The sequence below is a fragment of the Pauljensenia sp. C0254C2 genome (genome assembly GCF_056583835.1).
Genome location: NZ_JBWPJO010000007.1, coordinates 1 through 22,010, shown reverse-complemented (window position 1 = coordinate 22,010; position 22,010 = coordinate 1). Strand labels below are relative to the sequence as shown.

Below are 22,010 nucleotides of genomic sequence, written 5' to 3'. Positions count from 1 at the left end.
GGCGCGCGGAGTATGACTCAGTGCTTGTCAGCTGAGACCTGCTCGCCGGCTTCTGTGGCAGCCTGGTTTTCCTGACGGTCGGCTATCGGCTCCCAATCGTCGTGGTCGATGCCTTCTTCTTCAAGTTCCTCCGCGGCGACGGCCCCCATCGCGTCGACCAGTTCGACGTTTTCAACATCGGAGCCCTCGACTTCGTGGCGCAGCTGCCTGGCGTGTTTGCGGGAAAAACCGCGATCGAGGCGCAGACGGCGACGTATCAACTTGAGAATGCGGCCGCGTCGCTCCGACTCGTCGATGATGTCCTGGCGAGTCTTGATCCACGAGTAAAACAGCACCACCGTCAGCACGATGCCGCAGTATCCCAGGATCGGGAAGAGCTTGTTGACCAGCTCTTTGAACCCGAGGAATGACAGCCCGAACCCTGCCACTGTCAGCGCCAGCAAGATGACGCGGAACCGCATGTCGCCACCGTGCGAGAAACGCTTGGCCAACGCGTAGAACATGGCAATCGCGGTGTTGAAAATCATCAGGAACGTCACGATTGCCATCGCAAAGCCAAACCACGGATGGATGTGGTTGACCAGTGCCAGCATCGGCATGTCCTGGTCATACACGGTCGTCATTTGCGTCAGCAACGCGCCGGCGACCAGTGTGAGCAGTACGCCGTAGACTATGCCGCCGATCATTCCCCCGCGCCCGGCAACCTTCAGATCCGTGATGTCACCGCCCATGACGATCGCCATCGACACAACGGTGGACAGACACACGCCCACGTAGTTCAGGGTCGAAATATGCCACGCCGGAAGGGCCGTGTCCACCAGCTGCGCAGACTCGTGGATATCCTCCCACGCCGCATCAATGTGCGTGAATGACCAGATCACCACGATGAGGACGCACAGGATCAGCACGGGCGTCATCATGCCGATGATCTTCGTAACCTTGTCCACATCCAGCATTCCCACCAGCATGACCAGCACCGTGATGATCGCGGAACCCATCCATGTCGGCAGTCCAAACTGCTGTTCGAGATTCGAGCCGCCACCCGCAATCATGACGAAACCCAGGCTGAAGAGCGTAAACGTGATGATGATGTCGAACAGGCGGGCAAGGAATGGATGTGCCACCCCGCCGAATACCACGTTGTGGTCGCTGGCCAGAAAGTATGATCCGAGCTGAACGACCACCAGACCTGCGAATGAGAACACCGCACCGGTGATGACGGCGCCGACGATGCCCCACACCCCAAATCCGGAAAAATACTGCAGAACTTCCTGGCCTGAGGCGAAACCTGCACCAACGGTGATGCCGATGAAGGCAAGGGCAACAGTCAAGACTTTTTTATTCATGAACGGCTTTCGACGCGAACATTTCCTTTGATACTTTAACCTGCTTTGCTCGTTCACATGCGACTTTTATGCCGGGCGCCAGCGGCAGCGATCGGCCAGTTCGGCGATTCTTCCTTGTGTTCGCCGCTATTGACGAGGGTGGCTTCCACCTCCACTGCTGCCACTTAATCCACACGCTTATCCACACATGGGGAAAACTACATCAGTGTCATTCAGCAGATAGCTGTGGCTTGACGTCGCTTATTTCGCCGACACCTCGCCGGTAGGGGCACCAGGTTCGGCCTGGTTCTGCAACACTGATTCACCGTCAAGATCGTCGTGAGCAATACCACGCGCATCAAGGTCGTCACACGTTTCTGATCCGATGGTCCCCACCAGCTGAGCATTTTCAATGGATGAGGCGCTCACTTCGCGGTCCAGACGTGCCTGATCGCGTCTGGAAAACACACGATCCGTGCGTAGTTTGCGTCTGAGCAGACGCGTGATTCGCCCTCGTCGATCAGTTTCCTCGTTAATCATGCGGCGCGTACGAATCCACGAGTAGCCCAGCACGCCCATCAGGATGAAGCCGGCATAACCAATGACGGGGAACAGCCAGGTCACCAGGTTCTTGAAGCCGAAAGCCGACAGGACGGTGCCGGCCACAACCAGCGCCACCAGCACCAGGCGGAAACGGCCGGTGCTTCCTGTGGAGAAACGCGAAGCCAGCGCGTAGAACATGCCGATCGCAGAGTTCAGGATCATGCCGAAAACAACCAGTGCCATCACGTGCCCCGCCCACGGTGCCGCGCTGGCGGCCAACGCCAGCATCGGCATGTCATCGCGGTACACGGTCGGCACGTGCACATACAGCGACACCGTGATCGCCAGCAGGAGGACCCCGAAGAACACGCCGCCGAGAAGGCCGCCAAAGCCGGCCACTTTCGGATCGGAAATATCGCCACCGATGACGATCGCCATTGACGCCACCACGCATAGGTTCATTGCCATGTAATTCAGTGACGACAATGACCAGTGCGCAATGGTGGTGTCAACCAGCTGCGTTGAAGCGTGGATGTCACTCCAGGTGGCGTCGATGTGTGTCAGCGCGTAGATGGTCACCGCCAGGACGCAGATGATCAGCACCGGTGTGAGCGCGCCGATGATGCGCGTAACCCTGCTGACATCCAGAAACCCCATCGCCAGAACAACCACGATCACGATCGCTGAGCCAACCCATGTCGGCAGGCCGAACTGCTGATTCAGGTTCGTTCCTCCGCCGGCAATCATGATGAAACCAATTGAAAAAGCTGTGACAGTGACGGTGACGTCGAACAGGAATGCCAGAACCGGGTGCGCCACCTCGCCGAACACGACTTTGTGATCGCTGGCCAGGAAATAGGACCCGAGCTGGACAATCACGAAACCTGCGAATGAAAACACAATGGCAGCGGCCAATGCGCCGACCAGGCCCCACGGACCAAAACCGACGAAGTATTGAAGGACTTCCTGCCCGGAGGCAAAGCCTGCACCCACGGCGATCGCAATGTACGCCATGGCAACGGTCAGGACTTTCTTATTCATCTGTCGATCCGTTCCCGGGTCGCTTTCTCGCTGATGGGCACCTCCATAGCGCCGGCGCACCGTCGCGGCGTGGCACACGCCGCGGGGAAAGTCGCCCTCGTCAGTGACCCGAAGTAGTGATACCCACGAACTATAGTTGACCAACCCTGCCGTGTGCGCGCGATTGAGGGGCGTCACCGCACATGCCCGCGACCCCTCCCCGCTGGCGCGGTAGTAACGGGCGGTGTATCTGAACTACCATGAACACATGATTGATATGCGTGCCTTGCGAGAAGATCCCGAACCGGCCCGCGCCTCACAGCGTGCGCGCGGCGCAGACGTGGAACTGGTGGACCGAATCCTCGAAGCCGACACGAAGCGGCGTGAACTGCTCCAGGAATTCGAGCAGCTGCGCTCGCAGCAAAAAGAGGTCTCTCGATCTGTGGGGCGTGCCAGTAAGGAAGAGCGGCCCGCAATCCTGGCTGAGGCCAAGGAACTGGCTGCGCGGGTCAAGAATGCTGAGGCCGCATCGAACGAAGCAGGCGAAGAAGCCGACAAACTGGCACGCATGCTGCCGAACCTGATTCTGCCGGGAGTGCCCACCGGTGGTGAAGAAGACTTCGTGGTGCTGCGCCATGAAGGCCCCGATCCGCGTGACTTCGCGGCCGAAGGGTTCGAGCCGAAAGATCACCTGGAAATCGGTGAAAAACTGGACGCAATTGACGTCGAACGCGGCGCCAAGATTTCAGGATCGCGTTTCTACTACCTCAAGGGAATCGGCGCGCGCCTGGAGCTGGCGATGATGACCATGGCGCTGGATCAGGCTGTCGCTGCAGGTTTCACTCCGATGATGACGCCGACGCTGGTGACGCCGCAGGTCATGGGTGGCACAGGATTCCTCAACGAGCATTCCGATGAAATCTACTACCTGCCTGCTGACGATCTGTACCTGGTGGGCACCTCCGAAGTGGCGCTCGCGGGCTACCACATGGGTGAGATTCTGGACCTGAGTGACGGCCCGAAGCATTACCTCGGATGGTCAACCTGCTACCGGCGCGAAGCTGGGGCAGCCGGGCGCGACACGCGCGGCATTATCCGTGTCCACCAGTTCAACAAGGCGGAAATGTTCTCGTTCTGCCGCCCTGAGGACGCTGAAGAGGAGCACAAGAAATTCCTTGCGTGGGAAGAAGAGATGCTGGCGAAGATGGAACTGCCCTACCGCGTCATCGATACTGCGGCCGGCGACCTCGGCACCTCGGCAGCACGCAAGTTCGACTGCGAGGCATGGCTGCCGACCCAGCAGCGCTACATGGAGGTCACCTCCACATCGAACTGCACAACCTTCCAGGCCCGGCGCCTGGGCATTCGAGAGCGCCGCGATGGCCAGATGTTCCCGGTTGCCACGCTCAACGGCACACTGGCGACAACCCGCTGGCTCGTCGCGATCCTGGAGAACCATCAGCGTGAAGACGGGGCCGTGCGCGTGCCTGAAGCAATGCGGCCCTACCTGGGTGGAATCGACGTCCTGGAGCCGCGGTGAGCATCCCGCTCCTCACACCGCCCCCGTCCGGCGAGCAGGCCATCCCCTTCGATGAACTCGTCGCGAGGGCCGAGGCCGGCCTGCCCTCGTCACTTCCCGGCGATCCGACCAAAATCATGGTCGCCCTGGACGTTGACGGCACATTGTTGCTTCCCGAGGGTGCCTCTGAGCGTGTCATCAGCGCATTCCATGACGGTGTTGCTGCCGGAATGAAGATGGTGATCGCCACTGGGCGAGGCGTCAATGCCGTCGACCCGGTCTTTGGCTATCTGAAAGCCAGTCAGGGGTGGGCGGTGTGTTCGAACGGCACCACGATGGGTCAGTGGGATCCTCAGCTCGAGGGTGGTCGACGCGTGGTGCGCCGGCACAGTTTCAATCCCGCAGAAGCAATTGACGCGTTACGCCAGGTCATGCCGGATGCATTGATCGGGTCAGAACGCGACTATGGATACGCTGTTTCTGCGCCGTTCCCACATGGTGAGCTGATCGAAACGTTCCGCGTCGAATCGATGGAGAACCTGCGCAGCGCTCCCAGCACCAAACTCGTTGGCCGTGCGCCGTCGTTGACGCGTGAAGAATTCAGCGAGGCGATCGCGCAGACTGGCCTGGCTGACACACATGAAGTGGCGATCGGATGGACGTCCTGGGTGGATGTCGGTCCTCGCGGCTTTACCAAGGCGACCGGTCTGGAAGAACTGGCCGAGTACCTGCAGGTGCCCCACAGCGGCATCGTCACGGTGGGGGATGGAACGAATGACATCCCGATGCTGCAGTGGGCCGCGCACGGCGTAGCGATGGGCGGCGCTGATGAGGACGTGCGCAGTCATGCCGACGCGGTGACCGGGTCGGTGGAGAATGACGGCGCTGCTGCTCTGGTTCGCGCGATTTTGAATCGCTTCTGACTCACCGGCTTGTCACGGACCTGAGGACGGCGACTGGCGGCTCGACACGCAAACGGTGTCTGTCAGGTGTCAAAACCGAGTTATTGCTGACAAAAAGGACCCTCGGCCCCTCACGTTCGTGGCCAATGAGATATAAATGAAGTGGCTTATCGTAATGGTTACGGCCGATACGAGGAGCACCCGTCACACACGTTGAACGCCGACTCGCTTGCGTATGCCGCAGGGGTGAATGAGCGCTCAGTCCACACATTTGAAGGCAGGAGATGTCACGATGTATTCACACGCATCGCCCCTGGAGCATTCTCCGCTCGAATCACAGTGCTCATCATTTACGCACACATCCAAGCCAGATGCTCACGGTGCCACACGTCCCCCTCGGCAACCACGAATGCGACGAGCACTGATTGCGGCTCTGGCTGTATGCGCATGTGGAGCATTGGCGAGCTGCGGGACGCCCCAGGCGCAGGAGAAAACCGAACTGGACTTTTTCCAGTTCAAAGGTGAAGCCAAAACAGATTTCGAAGAAATCGCGGCCGATTTTGAGGCCGAAAATCCCGACATTGACATAGTCATTAACCAATCGGCAGATGCGGACACCGCGATCCGTACGCTCCTGGTGAAGAACCGCCCGCCGGATGTCATCACCCTGAACGGTAACGGAAAATTCGCTGACCTGGCACGAGCCGGCGTCTTCCACGACTTTTCAGGTGACCCGCTGCTTGAGCACATTAACCCGGCTGTGCAGGACATTCTGGCTGACCTGGGAAATGCGGAAGGCGAAGTCAACGGTGTCGGCTATCTGAACAACGCAGACGGCATCATCTACAACCGCCAGATTTTCAAGGAACAGGGCCTGGAAGTTCCCTCCACATGGGAAGAACTGCTCGATGTGTGTGAAAAGCTCAAGGCCGCTGGCATCACACCGTTCTACGGGACGGTGGCCGACGCGTGGACCACACTGCCCTCATTTAATGGGTTGGGCGCCTACGCCGCGCGCGACGGGTTCTTCGACACCATGCGCGAGCAGGGTACGAGTATCGGGCCGGATTCGGCGGTGTCGTTCCAGAAGAACTTCACCGAACCGATGCAGCGCCAACTCACCTTATTCGGATACGCACAGGACGGATGGCGTGCCCGAACCTACGACGACGGCAACGCCGCATTTGCCAACGGTGAAGTCGCCATGCTGATGCAGGGTATCTGGGCGCTCAATCCGATCCGTCAGGCAAACCCCGACGTGGATGCGGCAATTTTCCCGTATCCGGCTCCCGAAGGTGAGGGCGCCGACCAGCGCCTGCTGGTGACTGGCGTGGACGTCGTTGTGACGATGGGGAAGGGGGCGGCGCACCCTGAAGAGGCACGCCGCTTCTTCGACTACCTCTTCCAGCCTGAAGTCATCGAGAAGGTCGCGAAGTCGCAATCCATGTTCCCCTCCCTCAGGGAAGCTGACTACCCGGATGATCCGGCAATTCAGGAACTGGCTCCGTTCTTCGATGGAGGCCACATCGCAGGATTCGTGGACCACCACGTTCCCGCCTCTATCCGACTGGACCCTCTGGTCCAGCAAGGATTGTTTGACGCAGACCCATCAGTGACACTGCAGCAGCTGGATCGCCAGTGGCGTGAATACGCTGCACGCACTGTGGAGTGAAAGGAAAATCCATGTCATCAACACCTGGTGCTGGCGCCGGATCGCACAATGCCGGCAGCACGGACGGCGAAGACGGCCGCATGGTTGACCTGCCGCCACAGTTGCGCGAACGCATGCGCTCACGAGACACAGCAACGGCGAGTGAACCTGCACGTTCGGTGACCACCACGGCAACGGCTACGGCCGTGTCGGGTACGGCCTCATCGGGCACGCTCTCGGCTAAGTCCTCGGCCTCGTCCGCACGCAGATCCGGTTCAGATAAGGGGAAGCGACGGACGGTGTCGCCCACCAAGGACCGCACGTACACGATGATTGTCGTGCCCGCGCTCATTGCGTTCGCACTGTTCCATACACTGCCCGTCCTGATCGGCGTGTTCTTCTCGTTCACCAACTATGCGGGATACGGAACGTGGAAATTCGTTGGAATCTCCAACTACATCAACATTTTCCGCGACGAGCGCATGTTCCACGCCTATGCGGCCACCTTCATTTTCGCCATCATCGCCACGATCCTGACGAACGTGATCTCGCTGATCATCGCCGTGGCGCTGAACTCGAACATTCTGGCCCGTAACTTCTTCAGGGGCGTGTTCTTCATCCCCTACGTCCTGTCGGTGCTGATCATCGGCTACGTCTTCAAATTCATGTTCTCAACATCGTTGCCGAAGATTTTCTCCAGCATTCCGCTGTTCAGAGACAACATTTTGACGCACCCGATCGCCGCATGGGGAGCGATCATCACGCTGGCCGTGTGGCAGGCAAGCGCATTCGCGATCATCTTGTACCTGGCCGGACTGCAAACCGTTCCAGACGATGTGTACGAGGCTGCCGCACTGGATGGTGCGAACTCGTGGCAACAGTTCTGGAAGATCACGTTCCCACTGATCGGCCCCTTCTTCACCCTCAATATGGTGCTGAGTTTGAAGAGCTTCCTGCAGGTCTTCGACCCGATCATCGCGCTGACCGACGGCGGACCGGGCACGGCAACCGAATCGGTCTCCGTCCTGATTTACCGAGGCGGCTTCACCGGCGGTGAGTTCGCCTACCAGACAGCAAACGCGGTGTTCTTCTTCGTGGTGATCACCATCGTGTCGCTGTTCCAATTCAGAATTTTGCAACGTGGGGAGGGAAAGTAACATGACTGCTCCCATGACACCAGGCACACCGATCGAATCAACGTCCTCGTCAACGTCGTCGCCCTCGGCGCGAGGGACAGCCGGGCAGAACTTGACCAACACCGCGACGCGCAAGATACGCCCTTCAAAGAGGCGCCGCATCAACTGGGTGGCCACGCTGTTTATCCTGTTCACGTCTCTGGGCGTGCTGATCCCGATGTACCTCGCCGTGGTTGTTGCGCTCAAGTCGCCTGATCAGGTGCTCAACGGCAACGGGTTTGAACTGCCGACCTCGATCCGCTGGCAGAACTTCGCGGACGCGTGGGAACGTGCCGACTTCAAACACGCGCTGGTCAACACCGTGTTCGTCACAGCACTGACCCTGGTGTTCACGATTTTGACCTCGTCGATCGTGTCCTGGGCGATTGCACGTAACCTGCATAAGCCGTTCTTCAAGGGCGCGTTCTACTACCTGCTGTCGGCACTGTTCATCCCGTTCCCGATCATCATGCTGCCGATCATCAAGCAGATGTCAATCCTGCACCTGGATCGACCCATCGGCATGGTCATCCTGTACACGATCTTCGGATTGTCGATGAACTCGTTCATCTACGTCTCCTACATCCGCTCGATTCCCATTGAGCTGGAAGAGGCGGCGCGCGTGGATGGCGCATCCACGTGGCGTGTGTTCTGGCAGGTGATTTTCCCACTGCTCACTCCGATGAATGCGACGGTCGGAATCATCACGTGCGTGTGGGCATGGAATGACTTCATCTTGCCGCTGGTTGTGCTGACCGACCCGGCGCACCGCACGCTGCCGCTGGCACAGTATGTGTTCCAGGGACAGTTCAACCTGGACTACTCGGTGGCATTCGCCTCCTACCTGATGGCGATGGCTCCGCTGCTGCTGGTCTACGTGTTCTCTCAGCGCTGGGTGATCTCGGGTGTGACCCGCGGATCCGTGAAGGGCTGATCCCGTACACATATCTCAAGGGGCGCCTCGGGGTGTGAACTCCGGGGCGCCCCTTGTGTTATTCACATGTGACAGGGGCGACGTCCACAGTCGAACTCGTCAACTCCGTCATACATGGTTGAACGAGGGCGTCGCTGCGTCGCTACTGAGACAAATGGGCAGTGTCATCGGTTCGTGCTGTCATGGTGATCCGCATTGCTGGCGATCCGCACGCTCAGCGGCAAGTGTGGTGAGAACGCCCTGCAGCACCAATCCGTGGTTGTGCTCGGGGTCTTTTGCTGCGATGAGCAGCGTGACAACATCACAGGTGAGATGGTTTTCCACGAAATCGCGTGCAGCTCCGCTGTCAGCCAGTTCCTGACGGTACCTGTGTGCAAACTCCTCAAAACGTTCGGGTCGGTGTCCGAACCAGGTGCGCAGCTGCGGTGATGGTGGCAGGTCTTTGTTCCATTCGTCCAGTGCGGCGCGCTTTTTGGAGATCCCCCTTGGCCAGAGGCGATCGACGAGAACCCGGAGGCCGTCAGACGGCTCCGGGTCCTCGTGGATGCGTTTGAGATGAAACTCAGGCATTCACGACAAGCTCTTTGTTGAGGCCACCAAGTGCCTTGGAAACGGGGCAGTTGTCCTTCGCCCACTCAGCCTTTTCCTTGAATGCGTCAGCATCGAGGCCGGGAACCTTACCGCTGACGGTGAGTTTGGCTCCGGAAATGCCGTCCTTGGGGTTGAAGGAGACCTCAACAGTGGTGTCGAGGAATTCAGGCGTATGGCCGTTTTCGGTCAGCTCGTTGGTCAGTGCCATCGAATAGCAGGTGGCAAAGGCCGCTGCGATGAGTTCTTCGGGGTTCGTGGTGCCCTGGCCTGGATCAGTGCGCTTGCCCCACGCGACGTCCAGTGTGACCACACCGGAAGTTTCGAGTGTCGTTTGTCCGGCGCCGTCTGTCAGGCCACCTTCCCAGTGGGTGCTCGCAGTGCTCACAGTTGAATTCGCCATTGTGACTCCTCTCATAGTGGATGTGCACTTCATGTCTACCCTATTTGCCGGCTCGGCGCGCCCTCAATGGAAATATTCAGCGCACGGCGAGATTATCCGGGGTGAGGCCATGCGCGTGGGAATGCAGTGCTGGCGCCTGGCGGCGCTGCCACATCCAGCCGAACCTGGCCGGGTGCACCTGGACGTGTTGGCTCATCTGTCGCCGCACGACCGAGTGCACCCAGCGCTCGTAGGTCACGCATTGCAAATCGTTGAATTCGTGATAGGTCAGCAATCCAGCGTCACGGAATCCGAGCCGCTCAAACAGTGCCCGCATGGGGGCGTGTTTTTCGGATCCGTATCCACGCGCAGATACCCGTTCGGTGACTGCGTCACAGCGAATTCAATCAGCTTGCTGAGCCAGTCCCATTCCGCGAGCTTCTTCGGCAACGATCAGTCGGTGCATCACCCATGTTCCCTCGCGCGGAGTCTTCCACGTCAGATTGCCCGCATCGTAAAACGGGTCGGGAGTGTCGTCGATACTCAGATAGGCCAGGACGTCTCCTCTGCTGGCAACCACCCATCCGTAGCCGCTTCGAATATCTGCCTCAATATGCTCGGTCAATGGATAGATGCCAGGTTGCCACTGATCAAGTCCATCGCGCTGCATCCGATCAGCTTCGCGGGCAAACAGCGCCATGATCTGCTCGGTGTCGGCACCGATCGCGCGGAATTGGCGCGCGCCTCAATCAAGCGCTCAAGGTAGAAATCAACGGATCAAGGTATAAGACTTTGAACTATCAACAGGCAAAGGTCTTAGTCAACTGGTCAAGGTGCTACGGGAGCGTCGGATCAACTGGTCAAGGTAAGAGCGCCTCCCCGTGCAGTCTCCTCACAGCCAACTGCAAACCGGCGCCGACCCATGAAAGCAAACCGCGCCCGCCCCGTGAAAGCAAACCGGCGTGCACGTCACGCAGACGCACACGCCGGTCAGCAGTTCACAGCCCTGCGGGCGCTCAGAAAGACGACACCTCGTAAAGGAAGCGTCCCTCTTTCACGTGCCCGCGCTGGAGGCCTTACTTGGCAGCTTCTTCAGCTTCCTTGTTGGCCTTCTCATCGGCTTCAAGCTTGGCCTGAGCAGCCTCTTCAGCCGCAGCCTTTTCCTCGTCGGTCGGGGTTTGCGACGCGCCCTGCGCGTCATCAGCGCTTTCCACCTCAACGTCAGGCAGTTCAACATCGGTGTCCAGGTCAGCCCAGTATTCCTCGGCCCACGGATCTTCGATCGGCTGGCTTCGACGCCACAACAGGTATCCCACACCAGCGGCGCTCAGCCCCAGTGCCGTCCAGCCGAGGCACTTGGCAACGCGGTGTGACTTACGCTTTGGGGTCGGCGTGGTCAACGCATGTGATCCGGCATCGGCAGCGCGGCGAGCGCGTTCGATCAGGTCACCGTCAGTCTGAGCGGCAGCCGTTGCTTCCGTCCATGCGCGGTTCACGCGAGGCAGGTAGTCATCCTCGGCACGCTTACGTGCTTCTTCAATCACGGGACGAACCTTGTCTGCAGCATCGCGGGCACGGTCAGTCGCTTCGTCAATGTAAGGTTGGGCAGACTTGCGGGTGCTGTCTGCAGTCTTGCGAGCATTATCCAATACCTCCTGAGCGCGCGGGCCGGCCCAGTCCAAGCCCTGTTCCGCCAGGTCAGCGACCTTTTCGGCAGCGGCATGAGCCTGCTCAGCCAGAGTGGACCCCAGCTGAACGGCATCAGATTTAATCTGCTCCGGATCGAGTTGGTGTTTCTTAGCCATTGATGCCTCCGGATCTTGTTTCTTCATTGCGACGAATGACGCAAAGGGTCTTCCCCCCTATTGTGCACCGTCACACGATTCAATGCACTTCAATCACACCATAAAAGGCCGGCAGACAGTGACCATTTACGTAAAATGCGCGCTGGGCGAACGGCTGCCCACACGCGTGCTCACAGGCGGAAAATCTGTCACTATAGATTCATGCAAGCTATTCTTCATACTTCACAAGGCGATATCCGCCTGGACCTGTACCCCGACCATGCACCGTTCACGGTGAAGAACTTCGTGGGGCTGGCAACCGGTGAGCGCGTGTGGACGCACCCCGGCACCGGTCAGGAAATGAGCTCACCGCTGTACAACGGCGTGATCTTCCACCGCGTCATCGACGGTTTCATGATCCAGACAGGTGACCCGCTCGGCACCGGCACAGGAGGTCCCGGCTACCAGTTCAATGATGAAATCCATCCGGAACTGAACTTCAACGAGCCGTATGTCCTGGCAATGGCCAACGCCGGAACCCGCATGGGGAAGGGCACCAACGGATCCCAGTTCTTCATCACCGTCGCACCGACCCAGTGGCTGCAGGGCAAGCACACGATCTTCGGCAAGGTGGCCGACGATGAGTCACGCAGCGTCGTCGACGCGATCGCACAGGTTCCCACCGACGGACGCGACAAGCCGCGCGAAGACGTCGTGATTGAATCCGTGGAGATTCTTGACAAGTAGACGCGGGCTGATGCCTGCATCATCAGTGACGAGGGCGACCACCGGTAAGCTGGATACTGCCAGCCCTGACAGCCGGATGGGACGCCCTCGTCCACTGTGGCGGGCGCAGCCCTTCCAACGGTGAGTTCGAACAAAGGATGAGTATGGCCAAGATGCCTCAGTACGGTCAGCGTTCAGACCCGAATGCGGCTCCGCCGTGTCCACGCCACCCTGATGTGCAGTCCATCGACTACTGCAAGGTATGTAACCGTCCGATGTGCTCGCAGTGCCGTGTACCGGTGGAAGTGCGCGCCATGTGTGTGGACTGTGCGAAGAAACGAGGCCGACGCGGACGCCGTCAGATGCGCTGGACTCAAAAACCGACAGTGACGATGGTGCTTATTGGCCTGTGCGCAGTGACATTCGTGGCGATGAAGCTCATTCCGCAGGTCTACAGTTCCCTGGCGTTCATGCCGGCGATCGGATGGCTTGAGCCTTGGCGAATTCTGACGACTGCATTCCTGCATGCCAACGTCCTGCACATCCTGTTCAACCTCGTCGCACTGTGGTTCGTCGGCTCGAGCATCGAGCCTGTGCTTGGATGGTGGCGTTTCCTCATCCTGTATATCGCCAGCGCGATCGGTGGCAGTGCCGGTGTCCTGGCCTGGTGCTTCGTCAGCCGACAAACACTGTTGGTGACCACTGTTGGGGCGTCGGGCGCCGTATTCGGCCTGTTCGCCGCGATTTTCGTCCTTCAGAAGATGAGCGGGATCAATACGACATCGATTCTGATCCTGCTGGCAATCAACCTCGGTTACGGCTTCATCGTGCCCAATATTTCCTGGCAGGCGCATGTCGGCGGCATGATCGTGGGCGCGCTGGTGACGTGGGGCTTTGCGCATATCATGAGGCGCCCGCCGCGTCGCAGGAGCGGTGAGGTCGTCGTCAACCGTCAGGCCGAGGCCACGCGCAAGACACGCATCAGCGCACTGGCCGGTGCAGGAATGCTGATCGCCGTGTGCGCCGTGGTGGCTGTGGAATATGCCGCGTTGCTCGCTTTGAACTACTAGTCGGTTTACGGGCGGACGAGGTGAGGTGAGCGCCGCCGCATGGTAAATGAAGTCAGCGTGCTCGCCGAGCAGCCGAGCTTACCGCCAGCGCAGCGTCATCAGGAAACCGATCAGCATAATGCCGAAACCGATGACCAGGTTCCACCATGAGATACCGGGGATCGGGAAGCGTGCGGACGAGATGTAGTACACCATGACCCACACCAGGCCAACAATGAGCAGTGTAATGAAAGCCGGAGCCCACCACGATGGGCTCATGGGGATGTCTTCAGTCCATGAGTGGACTTCGGTATCCTGCTCAGCTACTTCGCCGCTTTTGCGCTTGCGTTTTTTCGACTCGGCCACAACCTACTCCTGATCGCTCTCCCGGAATGGGGCCGGGACTTGAATAACTGCCGTGGCGCGTTATGCGCCTGGATATCCTCTAGCGTAGTCTCGGAGTGGGGTATCGGCCAAAGCGATCGACGCGCGGTGGTCGTTTTCGGTCTATCTCACTGTGGTCTGCCGCCTGCCAACGTGATGCACCCACCGCTCAGATATGGTCCGACCAGTCAGGAGGGATGATGAGCGACAGCGATTCGCCGCAGTCACCTCCGCCGAGCTATGCCCCGCGTGCGAGGATGGATCCACCACGTAAACGTTCAGGGGAGCGTTCGCCCAAGAGACGAACGTGGAAGAAAACCCGCTCAGCACTGGCAATCCTGGTCGTGATGGTCACCTGCGGCGTCGTCTTCGGCGTAGCGGCCTCCAATACGCGGGGCCAGGCATCAAGCAGCGACGTCAACCTGCTGTCCATGGTGCGAGACAGGCAGGAAACCGTTCAGGAGCTGACAGATCAGCGCAACAGCCTGCGCGAATCCATCCATCGCTACGTGGACACCACCTCATCGAGTGACGATCCTGCAACGAATGAGGGAGCTGCCTCGTCAATCCCGATCGGAACGACTACCGCTGTTCAGGGGCCGGGTGTCACCGTCACGCTCACTGACGCGCCTGCAGATCAGATTCTGCCCGAGGGCGCCCAGCCCGACGATCTGGTGATTCACCAGCAGGACATTGAAGATGTGATGAATGCGTTGTGGCGCGGCGGTGCGGAAGCGATGACGGTGCAGGGCAAGCGCGTCACGTCACGCTCGGTCATTCGCTGTATCGGCAACGTCATCCTGGTGGACGGCACCTCGTATTCACCGCCGTATGCGATTTCCGCCATAGGCGATCCTGATCGCCTCAAGCGAGCAATCAATTCAGATGAGAGAATAATCAACTATAAGAGGTATGTCGTGAAGTACGGCCTGGGCTGGCGTCTGGATGAAGAAAAGGACTTGACATTCACCGCACTGCCCGAAGACACTTCACCTCAGTACGCGCGCATTGTGGAGGATCATGGCTAGTTCAGGCACACCGGCTCACGTCCGGAGGATTGAGAGCGCCCCAGCATCATTGCCGACCCGCATCATCGGAGTGATCGGTGAGTTGCTCATCACCGTTGCCATCATCCTGGGCCTCTTCGCGTTCTGGCAGTTGTTCTGGACGAGCTACCAAGTCAGCGGGCCGGCGCAGGAAATGGTTCTGCAATTCGAACAGGAACACCAGGCCCCGCAAAAATCAGGTGAACGGCGCACGGATGAACCACCGGCGATCGATCAGCCTGCTCCTGGTGAGGTGTACGGCGTTGTTCACGTGCCGAAATGGAACTGGGCAAAGATTCCGCTTGCTGAAGGCACCACTCCCGATGTGCTCGCGAAAGCGTATGCCGGGCACTACGTGGAAACGGCTCAGCCGGGCGCCCTCGGCAATTTCTCTGTCGCCGGGCACAGGCGAACCTACGGCAATAACTTCCGTTTCATTGACCGCCTCGAACCTGGTGACCAGGTCGTTGTCGAAACGGCCAACACGTACTACGTGTACACGATGGACAATTTCGAGATCTACTCCGCCGACGATGAAACAAACATCAAGACGATCGCTCCAGTCCCCGGCGACCTCAGTTTTTCTGAAACCCCTACCGAGCGGTGGATGACGATGACGACGTGCCATCCCGAGTGGTCGAACACGGAGCGATACATCGTGCACCTCAAGCTGGATTCGTGGACGCCCAAGGAAACCGGTGTTCCTGCAGCACTGGCCAGCGAGCCTGCGAAATGACCGCCGTATTTGTCTTGCCCCGCGTGTGAAGAGAGGATTCGACCAACATGTACGCATGGATTTTCCGCCACCTACCTGGCCCGGCCTGGCTCAAGACCATCGAGGCTATTTTGCTGATCGTTCTTGTCATCGCCGTGCTGTTCCAATGGGTGTTCCCGTGGTTCCAGTCCACTTACATTGACGGGAACGTCACCGTCTGATGACAACACCTGGAAACGACTCGTCAATGGCCCCAACCGAATCTGCTCCGCGCCAGCGTCGAATCCTGTGCGTGGACAACTATGACTCATTCGTCTGGACCATCGTCGGCTACCTGCGTCACCTCGGCGCGCACGTGGACGTCGTGCGTAACGACCAGGTGGATCTTTCCCTCATTGACGAGGGCGCCTACGGGGCCGCTGCTGATGGTGAGCGTACGTATGACGGCGTGCTCGTCTCACCCGGGCCAGGCCGACCCGAGGAGGCAGGAAGCCTGCTTGATGTGATCGATGTGTGTGCCAGATGGCACGTACCGATGCTGGGAGTGTGCCTGGGGCATCAGGGACTGGGTGAGTATTTCGGAGCGGACGTGGTGCGCGCTCCCGAATTGATGCACGGTAAGACCTCACCGATTACGCACGATGGGCGCGGTGTTTTCGCCGGCGCGGAGAATCCTCTCACCGTCACGCGTTATCACTCGCTGGTTGTCGATCCTGCGACGGTGCCGGAGTGCCTGGAGGTCAGTGCGACCACGGACAGTGGCATCATCATGGCGTTGCGCCACAGAGAGCTTCCTCTTGAGGGCGTGCAGTTCCATCCTGAATCGGTGATGACGCGCTCGGGCCACCTCATGCTGGCCAACTGGTTGGCAGCCTGCGGTGACGCGGACGCGCCCAGGCGCGCACGTGAGCTGACACCTGTGGTTGCCGAGCGCTCTGAGCTAACCGACTAACGGGCCGACCGTGGGGCCCGGCACCGAGCCGGCGCTTACCGTCGATTACTTAGTTGCCACTTTGAGAGCCTGAGGACGATCCCCTCGAGACGTACACCTTCACCGTGCCACCCTGGGAGACGAGCTGGCCTTCGCCGGGCTCAACGTTGACGACCATTCCCTTGGCGACATCGTTGCTGTCCATCTCGTACACATCCGGAACCAGTTTGAGTTCCTTGAGAGCGTTGACCACAGCTTCCTGGGACTGGCCGGGAAGGCCGGCAGGGATAGCCACATTTCCGGACGCAAGCTGCAGCGTGATTTCTGAATCCTTGGCGACTTTTTCACCGGCAGCGGGTGCGGAGGAGACGACACGATCCTTCGCCTGCTCGGCGGAATCGACGCTCGTGACGGATCCGACCCGCAGTCCGGCTGCTTCGATCGCGGAGCGCGCCTGCTCCTGGCTCATTCCGTTGACATCAGGAACGGCAACCTGGTTGCTGCCCGAGGACACGATGAGCGTAACCGTCGATCCCTTCTTGGCCATTTCCTTAGCCTTCGGTGAGGTTTCGACGACGCTGCCTTCAGCAATATCATCGGATGGCTTCTTCTGGTCTGAGACCTTTACTTCGAAACCGGCGTTTTCCAGTATTGTGCGCGCCTGATCCACCGGATTGCCGGTGACATCAGGAACGGGCTGGGAAGCTGGTCCCGAGGAGAGGAACACAGTAACTGACGAGCCTTCTTCGACCTGGGTGGAGGGCGGCGGATCAGACTGAGCGACGCGGCCTTCTTCCACATCTTCCGATTCGACGGGATCACCAATGGCGAAGACCAGCCCCGCACCTTCGACAGCCTGTTTGGCTTCCTCCTGCGTCATGCCGATCAGAGCATCAGGAACGGTGACCTTTTCAGGATCCTTGTTCGACTGCATGAGGGCGACCGCACCGATTCCCAGCGCGCCGATCAGAAGAATCACCAGTGCGACGATCAGACCTGTGCGCTTCTTGCGCGGTTCTGCTTCCTCCTCGGTCGCCACAGACGTGTCAGCGTACTGGGCACGGTTCCTGTTCGTATAGCTCGGCGGTGGTGGGGGAGGCGATGACATCTGCGACAACGGCATCGTGGCGGTCGCACCAGATGAGCTGCCCGCATTGGCCAGTGCGGCCGTCTCCCACACCTGGGTGGCAGGTGCATCCACGTCGGCACCGTGTACGGCCCGGATCAGGTCAGAACGCATCGATGCTGCTGAGGAGTACCGATCCTCACGATCCTTCGCCAGGCACTTCATCACCACTCGGTCAAGCGACTCAGGAATATCCGGTGTAATGGACGAGGGCAGCGGTGGCGTCGAGGAGACATGCTGATAGGCCACGGCCACGGCAGAATCTCCCTTGAACGGCGGCCGGCCTGTGAGCAGTTCAAAGAGGACGATGCCGGTGGAGTACAAGTCGGAACGCGCGTCGACCTGTTCACCGCGGGCCTGCTCAGGGGACAGGTACTGCGCCGTGCCGACAACCGCATTGGTCTGCGTCATGGTCGCCTGAGAATCTGTCAGAGCGCGGGCGATACCAAAATCCATCACCTTGACCTTGCCGTCAGTGGTGAGCATGATGTTGCCCGGCTTGATGTCGCGGTGGACGAGCGACTGCGAGTGGGAATATTCCAGTGCCGACAAGACGCCGGATACGATCTCGACCGCTTCGTCGATCGGAACCGGAGTGCCGTCAGCCAGCAGATCCTTAACGGTGTGTCCTTCGACGTACTCCATCACGATGTAGGGAACGGATACTCCCGAACCATCGGGCGTGGTGACAACCTCTTCGCCAGTGTCATACACGGCGACGATATTGGGGTGGTTCAAAGAGGCTGCCGCCTGCGCTTCACGGCGGAAACGGGTTTGGAAGATCGAATCGCGCGCCAGGTCTGTTCGCAGCATCTTGATCGCGACGATGCGACTCAGACGCGTGTCGAATCCCAGGCGGACTTCCGCCATGCCGCCTCGCCCGATGAGCGAGCGGATTTCGTAGCGTCCGCCTAGACGGTGGGCCATGGAATCGGCCATGTGTGAGCCTCCTCGATGATGAATTGACTCATCCCTAGGGGTAGAGACAATGATCCAAATCTATTGTAAAGGGTGGCAATGACGATCAGGACGATCGTGACAAAGATCAGTGCGATGATCAACGCCCGTCCCAGGACATCGCGCCGTGTCAGTGGCGGTGACACCTGCGAACGGTTGAAGCGCGTGGGTGTCGGCGAGCTCGCCTCATCGTGCTTGTTGAACCCGTTGCGCGCATTCGCACGGTCCACTGCGTGCCACCGGACGCGTGGGCGACCATCGGTCGACGAGCCAGATGTGTGCGCAGCTGTCGACGCACCGGATGCGCGATTCTTAGTCGAGGCGGCAGGGGAGCGCCCTGTCGACCCGGAGTGACTGCGGGACGCCTCATGCTTGGTGTCGCGTGCCTGCGCAGTGGCACGAGCGCTTTGTCGCCTGAGCGCTTCCTGACGCTCCTGACGTTGCCTACCGGCCTGCAGGCGGCGTTCATGTGCCTCACGTTCGCGCTCCGCTGTCGCCTGAGCTTCCACTTCTTCGCGTTGACGCTGCTCCTGACGCTGGCGTTCCTCGGCGCGCTGTTTGAGGCGAGCCACCAGTTCCCGTCGACGCCGCTCGCGGGGATCCAGTGGTTTGTCGAGGGCATCCTCGTCAATGGTGGTATCGATTGTCAGATCCAGAACGGGAGCGACAGACGTTGTTGCATCAGCGAGAGCAGGGCCACCCCCGGCAGGAGTCGCTGGCATGGCAGGCGTGGCTGGCGTGTCCTGGTGGGACGGCGCGATGACGGGCGGCTGAGCGGTGGTGTCGTCGGTAATCTCAAGGGCAGGAAGCGGGCGGGGAGCTGTCGACAGGTGCAGCGTGTGAGCAGCCTGAACCAGTTCACGAGCCAGAGCCGCACCGGATTGGGGACGAGACTTCGGGTTCTTCTCCAGCAGCTTCATCACGATCCGAGCAAACGGTTCAGGCACGCTGGATGGCAGCGGCGACACAGGATCATTGACGTGCGCAAACGCAATATCGACCTGGGTCTTTCCCGTGAACGGGCGCTTACCCGATGCAGCTTCGTAGGCAATGACACCAAGGGCGTACAGATCCCCAAGAGTTGTCGCCACTTCACCCATTGCCTGCTCGGGAGGCAGGTACTGAGCGGTTCCCATCACCATGCCTGCCGCTGTCAAAGCGGCCTGATCGGCAGTGCGGGAGATCCCAAAGTCGGTGAGTTTGACGACTCCGTCAGGCCTGATCAGGATATTGGCCGGTTTGATATCGCGATGCACCACTCCTGCCGCTGCCGCTGCGTGCAGAGCCATCGCCACCTGAATCATCATCGGAATGATGTCCCGCACCTCCAGGGTGCGCCCGCCGCGCAGGTAGTCCGTCAGGGGGCGGCCCTCGACCAACTCCATCATGATCCAGCCATACCCGCCGGCCTCGCCCGAATCCAGAACAGACGCAATGTTGGGATGCTCGATACGCATCGCGTTACGTGCCTCGATGCGCAGACGGGACAGCGGAAGCTGATGGCCGGACAGTTCCGGCCGCAACACTTTGGCCGCCACGATGTGCCCGGTCTGCTTATCACGTGCCTTCCACACTTCACCCATGCCGCCCTGTGCGATCCGCGTGAGCAGCATGTAGCGCCCGCCCAGCAAGTGTCCGGGCATGTAATGGTTATGCGTTGCTTCACTCATTGCAGGCCAGCCTCCATAACGGCACGTGCGATCGGACCGGCCGTGTCACCACCATGAGGTACAGGCTGTTCATCATCACCTTCCACCAAAACGGCTATCGCGATCTGCGGGTCGTCAGCCGGGGCGAACGCAACGGCCCACGCATTGGCCTTGCCGGACCCGTCACCCGTTTCCGCCGTGCCGGTCTTTGCCGCCACTTGCCAGTTGCTCAGCGCCATCAGGCCGCCCGTGCCGTACGTCTCATTCACCGTTGACACCATCATCGAGGTCAGCTGCGAGGCCACACCAGCGCTGATCGGTTCAGCAAGCCTGGTCGGTGTCATCTGCTGAGTGGACTGCAGATCGGCGTCCACGATCTCACGTATGAGCTGCGGCTTCATCATGACGCCGTGGTTACCCACCGCCGCGGCCACCATCGCCATCTGCATCGGGGTCACCTGGACGTCAAACTGTCCGATCGATGTGAGCGCCCGTTCAGGCGCATTGGCATCTTCCGGGTAACGCGAGGGTGTCACCGTCAGCGGAATGGACAGTTCCGTTCCGAATTGAAAACGCTCGGCCATGTCGGCCAGTGCCGTGTCAGGCAGCTGCTGAGAGGCAATGACAAAGGAGGTGTTGCAGGAGCGGGCAAATGCTTCACGCAAGGCAGGTTTTCCGTTGCCGCAGGTTGTGGATTCGATATTCGACACCGTCGTAGTGGACTCGGGCAGTGGTGTCTCCACCGGCGAATCGACGGGCGTATCGGGTGTCATGCCGTTTTCGAGCAGGGCTGCTGCCGTCAGGATCTTGAACGCTGACCCTGGTGCGTACCGATTTCCCGCGATCGCACGGTTCGTCAGCGGCTGCGCAGGGTCGGCAACCAGGGCGTCATAGGCGTTTTGAACAGTCTGAGCATCGAAAGAGGCCAGTGGATTGGGATCGTAGCTGGGTGATGAATACAAGGCCAGTACCGCTCCAGTTTTTGGGTCGAGGGCGACCACCGCGCCTTTCCTGGCACCGAGTGCTTCAGCTGCCACCCGCTGCATCTGTTCATTCAGTGTCAGAACCACGCCACCGCCCTGACGCTCCGACCCCGTGAACAGGGTGCGGATCCGATGCATCAGGAGGGCGTCCGACCGACCATCCAGAACGTCTTCGGATGCGCGCTCAATGCCGCTGGCCTGAGAAAACACGGAAGAAAAGTAGCCAGTGACATGTGCGTAGAGCGGGCCTTGCGAGTAGTAGCGTTGGAAGCGTGCAGAGCCCTCCTCCTTTAAGGAAGAAGCAACGGCGTCACCACCGACGATAATGGGGCCACGATCGATTTCTGCGGCGTGCAAGATGGTGCGAGTATTACGCCCATCTGCGTTCAGGGATGGAGCCTGGAAGAACTGGATAGACGTTGCCGCGCATGCCAGGGCGGCAAACATGACAAGCATCAACAGGAACAATCTGCGGATCTGCGTGTTCACTGTGCCTCACCACCCTCAGATGCAGTGGCGGTTGTGCGGTGATCGGCACGTGCGGAGCGTGACTGAGCCAGCGCATTGTCACCGGCGTGAGAAGCGTGTCCACTGATCGCTGAGGAGGGGATCGGGCGGGTG

The 22,010-nt window shown here is 59.8% G+C and carries 22 protein-coding genes; 11 read left to right on the top strand and 11 right to left on the bottom strand.

All coding sequences use genetic code 11. The annotated features are described in order from the left end of the window. Window positions 1–17: 17 nt before the first annotated feature. Window positions 18–1,346 (bottom strand): YkvI family membrane protein, encoded by a 1,329-nt coding sequence (locus AC1DA5_RS06665; RefSeq protein WP_480289630.1) that lies wholly within the window; start codon window positions 1,344–1,346, stop codon window positions 18–20. Window positions 1,347–1,586: 240 nt separating this feature from the next. Further along, window positions 1,587–2,909 carry a YkvI family membrane protein gene (locus AC1DA5_RS06660; protein ID WP_480289628.1) on the bottom strand — a complete coding sequence of 441 codons (1,323 nt, stop codon included), beginning with the start codon at window positions 2,907–2,909 and terminating at the stop codon, window positions 1,587–1,589. A 247-nt stretch (window positions 2,910–3,156) separates the two neighbouring features. On the opposite strand from AC1DA5_RS06660, the gene serS reads away from it, so the two are divergent. The 5 genes from serS (at window position 3,157) to AC1DA5_RS06635 (ending at window position 9,069) form a co-directional block, all read left to right on the top strand. Next, complete coding sequence (serS, locus tag AC1DA5_RS06655; protein WP_480289627.1) at window positions 3,157–4,428, top strand: serine--tRNA ligase; 1,272 nt, start codon at window positions 3,157–3,159, stop codon at window positions 4,426–4,428. Then, the gene (locus AC1DA5_RS06650) at window positions 4,425–5,330 is read left to right on the top strand and encodes an HAD family hydrolase (RefSeq protein ID WP_480289625.1); all 906 of its coding nucleotides are present in this window, start codon (window positions 4,425–4,427) and stop codon (window positions 5,328–5,330) included. Before serS ends, AC1DA5_RS06650 begins: the two co-directional genes overlap by 4 nt. A 388-nt stretch (window positions 5,331–5,718) precedes the next feature. Next, window positions 5,719–6,981 carry an ABC transporter substrate-binding protein gene (locus AC1DA5_RS06645; protein WP_480289624.1) on the top strand — a complete coding sequence of 421 codons (1,263 nt, stop codon included), beginning with the start codon at window positions 5,719–5,721 and terminating at the stop codon, window positions 6,979–6,981. Between the two features lie 11 nt (window positions 6,982–6,992). Further along, window positions 6,993–8,117: a carbohydrate ABC transporter permease gene (locus AC1DA5_RS06640; protein ID WP_227469227.1), complete on the top strand. Its 1,125-nt coding sequence runs from the start codon at window positions 6,993–6,995 to the stop codon at window positions 8,115–8,117. Window position 8,118: 1 nt separating this feature from the next. Then, complete coding sequence (locus AC1DA5_RS06635) at window positions 8,119–9,069, top strand: carbohydrate ABC transporter permease (protein WP_480289621.1); 951 nt, start codon at window positions 8,119–8,121, stop codon at window positions 9,067–9,069. Window positions 9,070–9,249: 180 nt separating this feature from the next. On the opposite strand, the gene AC1DA5_RS06630 is transcribed toward AC1DA5_RS06635, so the two are convergent. From AC1DA5_RS06630 to AC1DA5_RS06610, 5 genes are all read right to left on the bottom strand, one after another. Continuing rightward, window positions 9,250–9,639 carry a DUF488 domain-containing protein gene (locus tag AC1DA5_RS06630; protein WP_480289619.1) on the bottom strand — a complete coding sequence of 130 codons (390 nt, stop codon included), beginning with the start codon at window positions 9,637–9,639 and terminating at the stop codon, window positions 9,250–9,252. Continuing rightward, window positions 9,632–10,060, bottom strand: a complete 429-nt coding sequence (locus AC1DA5_RS06625; RefSeq protein ID WP_480289617.1) for an OsmC family peroxiredoxin — start codon at window positions 10,058–10,060, stop codon at window positions 9,632–9,634. The genes AC1DA5_RS06630 and AC1DA5_RS06625 overlap by 8 nt, the downstream gene beginning before the upstream one ends. A gap of 76 nt (window positions 10,061–10,136) precedes the next feature. Then, window positions 10,137–10,376, bottom strand: coding sequence for a hypothetical protein (locus AC1DA5_RS06620; RefSeq protein WP_480289616.1), 240 nt, complete (start codon window positions 10,374–10,376; stop codon window positions 10,137–10,139). A 66-nt stretch (window positions 10,377–10,442) separates the two neighbouring features. Continuing rightward, complete coding sequence (locus AC1DA5_RS06615; protein ID WP_480289614.1) at window positions 10,443–10,739, bottom strand: GNAT family N-acetyltransferase; 297 nt, start codon at window positions 10,737–10,739, stop codon at window positions 10,443–10,445. A gap of 376 nt (window positions 10,740–11,115) precedes the next feature. Beyond that, a complete protein-coding gene (locus AC1DA5_RS06610; protein WP_480289613.1) occupies window positions 11,116–11,844 on the bottom strand; it encodes a hypothetical protein in 729 nt (242 codons plus the stop codon). 201 nt (window positions 11,845–12,045) lie between these two features. On the opposite strand from AC1DA5_RS06610, the gene AC1DA5_RS06605 reads away from it, so the two are divergent. Beyond that, window positions 12,046–12,570: a peptidylprolyl isomerase gene (locus AC1DA5_RS06605; protein WP_058237647.1), complete on the top strand. Its 525-nt coding sequence runs from the start codon at window positions 12,046–12,048 to the stop codon at window positions 12,568–12,570. A 143-nt stretch (window positions 12,571–12,713) separates the two neighbouring features. Continuing rightward, window positions 12,714–13,619, top strand: a complete 906-nt coding sequence (locus AC1DA5_RS06600; protein WP_227469223.1) for a rhomboid family intramembrane serine protease — start codon at window positions 12,714–12,716, stop codon at window positions 13,617–13,619. 78 nt (window positions 13,620–13,697) lie between these two features. On the opposite strand, the gene AC1DA5_RS06595 is transcribed toward AC1DA5_RS06600, so the two are convergent. Beyond that, on the bottom strand, window positions 13,698–13,964 hold the full coding sequence (locus tag AC1DA5_RS06595; RefSeq protein WP_058237648.1) for a cell division protein CrgA: 267 nt from the start codon (window positions 13,962–13,964) through the stop codon (window positions 13,698–13,700). 218 nt (window positions 13,965–14,182) lie between these two features. Between AC1DA5_RS06595 and AC1DA5_RS06590 the strand changes: the two genes are divergently transcribed. The 4 genes from AC1DA5_RS06590 to AC1DA5_RS06575 are packed head-to-tail and all read left to right on the top strand — an operon-like array spanning window position 14,183 to window position 16,695. Further along, window positions 14,183–15,010: a DUF881 domain-containing protein gene (locus tag AC1DA5_RS06590; protein WP_257590343.1), complete on the top strand. Its 828-nt coding sequence runs from the start codon at window positions 14,183–14,185 to the stop codon at window positions 15,008–15,010. After that, window positions 15,003–15,764, top strand: a complete 762-nt coding sequence (locus tag AC1DA5_RS06585; RefSeq protein ID WP_480289609.1) for a class E sortase — start codon at window positions 15,003–15,005, stop codon at window positions 15,762–15,764. The genes AC1DA5_RS06590 and AC1DA5_RS06585 overlap by 8 nt, the downstream gene beginning before the upstream one ends. A 47-nt stretch (window positions 15,765–15,811) precedes the next feature. Then, window positions 15,812–15,964 (top strand): hypothetical protein, encoded by a 153-nt coding sequence (locus AC1DA5_RS06580; RefSeq protein ID WP_193599985.1) that lies wholly within the window; start codon window positions 15,812–15,814, stop codon window positions 15,962–15,964. Beyond that, complete coding sequence (locus tag AC1DA5_RS06575; protein ID WP_480289607.1) at window positions 15,964–16,695, top strand: anthranilate synthase component II; 732 nt, start codon at window positions 15,964–15,966, stop codon at window positions 16,693–16,695. The genes AC1DA5_RS06580 and AC1DA5_RS06575 overlap by 1 nt, the downstream gene beginning before the upstream one ends. 49 nt (window positions 16,696–16,744) lie before the next feature. Here the strand turns inward: AC1DA5_RS06575 and pknB are convergent, their stop codons facing one another. From pknB to AC1DA5_RS06560, 3 genes are read right to left on the bottom strand one after another with little or no spacing between them, the layout of a single operon-like run. Next, window positions 16,745–18,739 carry a Stk1 family PASTA domain-containing Ser/Thr kinase gene (pknB, locus tag AC1DA5_RS06570; RefSeq protein ID WP_058237651.1) on the bottom strand — a complete coding sequence of 665 codons (1,995 nt, stop codon included), beginning with the start codon at window positions 18,737–18,739 and terminating at the stop codon, window positions 16,745–16,747. Next, on the bottom strand, window positions 18,712–20,427 hold the full coding sequence (locus AC1DA5_RS06565; RefSeq protein WP_480289605.1) for a serine/threonine-protein kinase: 1,716 nt from the start codon (window positions 20,425–20,427) through the stop codon (window positions 18,712–18,714). The genes pknB and AC1DA5_RS06565 overlap by 28 nt, the downstream gene beginning before the upstream one ends. After that, the gene (locus AC1DA5_RS06560) at window positions 20,424–21,878 is read right to left on the bottom strand and encodes a peptidoglycan D,D-transpeptidase FtsI family protein (RefSeq protein WP_480289604.1); all 1,455 of its coding nucleotides are present in this window, start codon (window positions 21,876–21,878) and stop codon (window positions 20,424–20,426) included. The genes AC1DA5_RS06565 and AC1DA5_RS06560 overlap by 4 nt, the downstream gene beginning before the upstream one ends. Between the last annotated feature and the right edge of the window lie 132 nt (window positions 21,879–22,010).